The sequence below is a fragment of the Catenibacterium sp. co_0103 genome (genome assembly GCF_004168205.1).
GTDB lineage: Bacteria > Bacillota_I > Bacilli_A > Erysipelotrichales > Coprobacillaceae > Catenibacterium > Catenibacterium mitsuoka_A.
The window spans coordinates 1-5,006 of record NZ_RCYB01000119.1 but is presented as its reverse complement, the minus strand read 5'-3'; the positions used below and the strand labels follow the sequence as shown (position 1 = coordinate 5,006).

At 38.7% G+C, this 5,006-nt stretch carries 6 protein-coding genes and 2 pseudogenes; 7 read left to right on the top strand and 1 reads right to left on the bottom strand.

The window, feature by feature from the left end:
• The 6 genes and pseudogenes from EAI80_RS11860 to EAI80_RS13890 all read left to right on the top strand — a co-directional run.
• Window positions 1-928, top strand: a 928-nt coding sequence (locus EAI80_RS11860; RefSeq protein WP_238634594.1) for a DegV family protein, incomplete at its 5' end; no start/stop codon positions are given.
• A 151-nt stretch (window positions 929-1,079) separates the two neighbouring features.
• Window positions 1,080-1,451, top strand: coding sequence for a transposase (locus tag EAI80_RS11855; RefSeq protein WP_005360252.1), 372 nt, complete (start codon window positions 1,080-1,082; stop codon window positions 1,449-1,451).
• Window positions 1,405-1,893: a hypothetical protein gene (locus tag EAI80_RS11850; RefSeq protein WP_129982203.1), complete on the top strand. Its 489-nt coding sequence runs from the start codon at window positions 1,405-1,407 to the stop codon at window positions 1,891-1,893. Before EAI80_RS11855 ends, EAI80_RS11850 begins: the two co-directional genes overlap by 47 nt.
• The gene (locus EAI80_RS11845; protein ID WP_238634596.1) at window positions 1,850-2,617 is read left to right on the top strand and encodes a transposase; all 768 of its coding nucleotides are present in this window, start codon (window positions 1,850-1,852) and stop codon (window positions 2,615-2,617) included. Before EAI80_RS11850 ends, EAI80_RS11845 begins: the two co-directional genes overlap by 44 nt.
• A gap of 118 nt (window positions 2,618-2,735) precedes the next feature.
• Window positions 2,736-2,921, top strand: a pseudogene (locus EAI80_RS13895) (transposase); the annotation flags it as partial.
• A 9-nt stretch (window positions 2,922-2,930) separates the two neighbouring features.
• Window positions 2,931-3,059 (top strand): annotated as a pseudogene (locus EAI80_RS13890) (CDP-alcohol phosphatidyltransferase family protein); the annotation flags it as partial.
• Between the two features lie 207 nt (window positions 3,060-3,266).
• On the opposite strand, the gene EAI80_RS11835 reads toward EAI80_RS13890, so the two are convergent.
• A complete protein-coding gene (locus tag EAI80_RS11835; RefSeq protein WP_007887600.1) occupies window positions 3,267-3,605 on the bottom strand; it encodes a hypothetical protein in 339 nt (112 codons plus the stop codon).
• A 49-nt stretch (window positions 3,606-3,654) separates the two neighbouring features.
• On the opposite strand from EAI80_RS11835, the gene EAI80_RS11830 reads away from it, so the two are divergent.
• Window positions 3,655-4,761, top strand: coding sequence for a recombinase family protein (locus tag EAI80_RS11830; RefSeq protein ID WP_202976642.1), 1,107 nt, complete (start codon window positions 3,655-3,657; stop codon window positions 4,759-4,761).
• Window positions 4,762-5,006: the final 245 nt, after the last annotated feature.

Sequence of the window (5,006 nt, the reverse complement as noted above, 5' to 3'; positions counted from 1 at the left end):
TAGTTTTGGTGGATTTGAGTTTGGTTATATATTTGTGTCCGCGCAACGAAGGCGCGGGGAAATGGAGGAAATCATGACAGACAGCCACAGTGGGATTTTGAGCGAAGAAGCGCAGAGACTCGGAATTAAGGTACTACCGATGCCCTTTTATATCGGAGAGAAAGTGTATCGTGAAGGAGTAGATCTTTCCAGAGATGAATTTTATGATATGCTTCGAAAGGGCGTAGATGTATCTACATCTCAGCCGTCACCAACAGAAGTTATGGATATGTGGAAAGAGATGCTGAAAGAATATGAGGAGATTGTTTATATTCCTCTTAGTAGTGCTTTAAGTGGGTCCTGTATGACAGCAGAAGCCATGGCAAATGAAGATGAATTTGCCGGTAAGGTGTTTGTCGTAGATAACGGTCGTGTGGCAACCCCGATGCATCGTTCTGTTCTTGATGCAGTAGAAATGGCAGAAGAAGGATACAGTGTAGTCGAAATCAAGAAAATTCTTGAAGAAACCAGAGAAAAAATGACAATTTATATCGGACTCAGCACACTGAAATATCTCAAAAAAGGAGGAAGAGTCAGCTCTGTGACAGCTTTGGCAGCAGATGTCCTGAATATCAAACCTGTTATGCATTTCAGCACAGGAAAGCTTGATATCTACCAGAAATGCCGTGGTATGAAGAAATCACGTAAAGTTATGATCGATGCAATGAAGCATGAGCTGGAAACGAATTTCCGAGAAGAATATGCTGCGGGTAAAGTGTACCTGATGGCGGCGTCCAGCAGTACCGATGAAGTGACAGAAGAATGGGTAAACCAGATTAAAGAAAGTTTCCCGGGAATGGAAGTCATGTGTGATAAACTTTCCTTCGGTTTGTCCTGTCATATCGGTCCGGATGGACTGGGAATCGGATGCACCTGTAAGCCAGTGTAAAAAACTGCTCCGGAGAAGATAAAATAAAAGATTAGGGTGTCAAAAGGTTTATAGCCTTTGATATAAATTTGTACCTTGAAAACCTAACACGATATGTAAAAACATTGGATTCTTTGGTAAAATGTAGGTAGCATTTTATGAGGTGATCTATATGTCTTTTGTTAAAAATGATAATCAGCAGCTTACTGTTTTAGACAGTACTTTTAATCTTACAGAACGCGAAAAACGAATGTTAGAAAAATCATGGGCAAATACTTTTGCAGACAAAGTTTTTCCTGCTATTGATGAAAATATTTTTTCTGTTCTTTACAGTAAAAAAGCATCCAGACCTAATACTCCGGTCAATGTGATTGTTGGGGCACTGATTCTTAAAGAAGCTCTTAATGTTACTGACGATGAGATCGTTGAAGCTATGGCATTTGATATCCGCTATCAGTATGCACTGCACACAACCAGTTTTGAAGAGCAGCCAATTAGTGACAGAACCCTCAGCAGGTTTAGAGCAAGAGGAAACAGAGCATGATGTTGATCTTATTCATGAATGTGTTGTAAAAATGGCAAAAGAAATATCTGATTTTATGGATATCACTCCGGATAAACAACGTATGGACAGTTTAATGGTTGCTGCAAATATCAGAAACCTCTCATTGCTTGAATTGTTTTATACTTGTGTTGCTAATCTTTGCAAAATAATGGATGAGCGTGGAACAAAAATTCCGGATGAACAATATCATTATATTAAAAAAGATGATTATAATAAATGCATTTATCACAAGCGGGATATGGATGCAACTGAGAGAAACGTTGTTGTGATGAAAGATGCAGATATCTTGATAAAGATTTGTGATTCAACCGGTGATTTTGATGATACAATTGAATATCAGCTTCTTATTCGCCTATTAAAGGAACGCACAATCATTGATGATGGTGGCTCAAGGCGGCTTCGACAAAAAAGAGGAAGTTGAAAACCCTTCAGAAGTATTGCTTAATCCTTCTGATCCAGAAGCCACTTTCCGCTATAAAGCAGGTGGCAGACATCTTGGATACGTTGGAAACGTAGTTGAAGCTGTCGGAGAAAAAAGCAGTCTGGTCATTGTCTACGATTACCAGCAAAATACCTACGCAGATAATCAGTTTATGAAAGATTATCTTAATGAGAAAAAAGATTTTTCTGATGGTTCTTTTATTGTTGCCGATGGGGCATACAGCGGAGAAGAGAACTCACGTTTAGCATCTGAACATAATCTAAAACTTGTTACAACCAATTTCACAGGACGCAAACCAGATGAAATATATGCTGATTTTGTTTTTACTGATGATGGAAAATATCTCATCAAATGTAAGAATAATCGTGTACCTGAAGACTGTATCTATGATCCAGGCAATGAGCGTTCCGTTGCGTATTTTCGGATAAGTGACTGCGAAGGATGTCCTTACAAAGAACGGTGTCAGTCGCGTTTTCTAAAAACACGAGTCCGAAAGGAAGTATCTTGGAAATCCGTTGGTCGTGCAAAACAATTACAGTACATGCAGACGGAAGAATTTTCTGAATATGCAAAATTTAGAAATGGAGTAGAAGCAATTCCCTCTCTTCTTCGTCGAAGATATCATGTGGACAAGATACCTGTGCATGGCAAAAAACGTACCCGGTTATTCTTCGGATTTAAAATAGCAGCATTAGATTTTTAAAAGCTATTAGATTATAAAAAAGCATTATATTTTCCAAAAAGCTGGTCGATAGAATCCAGGAGGCCTGCAAGATCTCCAATTAGTTTCGTGGCTGAAAGAAACAGATTGTGAGATGGCTGCCATGGAAAATACGGGCTCTTATTGGAAACCTGTATATAATATATTTGAAGAAGAACAGATACCGATCATGGTTGTGAATGCGCAGCATATCAAAGTAGTTCCCGGACGTAAGACGGATGTAAAAGATGCAGAGTGGATTGCCAATCTGGTACGCCATGGATTAGTAAAAGCAAGTTACATACCAAATTGGGATATTATATGGTTCCAAATTACACCGATGGTATCAGATCTGTTGATTGGTTTGTGCGCTATAATGATGGTCATATCGGTCGCTCTGTATATTATCCAGAATACCAGGACGCTTAAGGGAGAGACTGTATAAGCAATTTTATATTGCAATGACTAGAAAAATATTTAGGAGAAAATAGATATAAACAGTAAGTCAAACACACAAACTATGGAGTCTTTAGTCGCTTTAATAAAATTTTAGATAGAAAATAAATCATTCAATGTCATTTAGATAAGGTTTTTTAGATTAAAAAGACAGATTGCTTATCTGCCTTATAATGCAGTATAATGGTAACGAGATTTATGCAACCCGATACATGAAATCCCTATTTCTCTTTGGACGGAGGTGGATAGGGTATTTTCGATTGTACTTGACAGGTGTCAGATACTTTTGTATGAGAAGCATGGACTCTGTTTCGTTACCATCGTGTTTGAGATATGCCCTGCATATGTTTACTGCATTTGAAACGGATTTACTCTGCATCTGGAGCATAAACTGAATATACTCGCGGAAAGAAAGTTTGCGGTTCCTGGTAAAATCACTTTCCGGATTACGGCAGAACATGGAGTGAATTTCATCGAGTTCTGTGATGCAGTTGTCGAGTGTGGATTTTAAATTAGATAAGAAAAAATCAGCCATAATGAGCCTCCTTGAAATATGTTTATAATCAAGGCTTACGCAACATATATTGGCTTACTTGTCAACTGTTTTTTGTGATATTTTTAAAGTTTTTAGGGATGCCAGATATGGCTATAAAAAAGGAAAAGATGGAAGGCTGGAAGTAGATCCAGAGGCTGCAAAAGTCGTGAAAATGATTTTTCGGATGGCAGCGGAAGGAACAAGTTTTGCGGATATTACAAGGGAATTGAACGGACAGGCGATTGCCACTTGTGATGAGCAGAAATTATCAAGAGGGGATCAGGTGCAGTTCCAGAGGTTTGACATGATCAAAAAGAAACACTGGAGCCCTACGACAGTAGCGGCAATTGTCCGGGATGAGATTTATATTGGAACCAGAATCTGGGGAAAAACACGTTGCAGTATGCATACCGGTTATAAAGCAGTTCTGAATGATGAAACAGAATGGGTTCGCCTGGAAAATCATCATACGGCAATTATAGACAGGGCATTGTTTGAAAAAGCAAATGAAATGCATCCGAAAAAGAAGAGAAGTGTTGCGGAATCACGTACCAATTTTACTCTGGAAAGACGTAAAAAACAGCCGGCATTGTTGCTATGTGCTAACTGCGGGCATTCTCTGCTAAAAGAAACAGAGCATTTGCTGAAATGTTCAGATGCCCGAACCAATGGAGATCCTGTGTGTCGAAGTCTGGTGATCCGGCGGGAACCGTTGGAGGAGAATATCCTTGGGCTTGTTCATCAGTATGCAGCGTCAATGTTGGAAAAAGAAAAGAAAGTGTCTTCCAACAGGCAATGCGACGACAAAGAGATCAATACCGCAGAATTGCAAAAACAGAGCCGACAGTTGACCTCGGAAAAGATGAAACTCTATGATGATTACAAAGATGGTCGTATAGATCGTGATTCGTATAAGCAGAGAGCAGGAAAGATAAGTGTACAGCTGGAGGAAATAAAACGAAAGATAGAAGATGCGGAGAATAGTAAAAAGCTTCTTGAACAAAATGAACTTTCTGATAAAATAAAACTAAAAGATTTCTTGGGAATTCAGAAGTTCGATACAGAGAAGCTGCGTGAGATTATCAAGGTGATCCGTGTTCATAGTCAGGATGAAATCGAAATCGAATGGAATTTTGACGATATTTTTTCAGAATAGAGGTAACTTGAGCAGGACAAGAATGACTTACCAGAAGATAATAAAGGTGCTGGGACTACCTGATGGAAGCGTCAGATAGTCTTCGGCAGAAAAAAATAAAATTTTTTTTGTCCTATACTTGACACATCCACACATTATGCGACATACGGCTTGTACCAGAATGGCAGATGCAAAAGTCAATATAAAAATGTAGGTTTAGGACAATATAAGAATGTAGGTTTTCCTACATTCTTATATTGTCTTTT

What these genes read in the sequence shown, in the direction of transcription:
- EAI80_RS11855 (WP_005360252.1), top strand. Translation starts at nt 1,080, where the DNA reads ATGTCTTTTGTTAAAAATGATAATCAGCAGCTTACTGTTTTAGACAGT.
- EAI80_RS11845 (WP_238634596.1), top strand. Translation starts at nt 1,850, where the DNA reads ATGATGGTGGCTCAAGGCGGCTTCGACAAAAAAGAGGAAGTTGAAAAC.
- EAI80_RS11835 (WP_007887600.1), bottom strand. Translation starts at nt 3,605, where the DNA reads ATGGCTGATTTTTTCTTATCTAATTTAAAATCCACACTCGACAACTGC.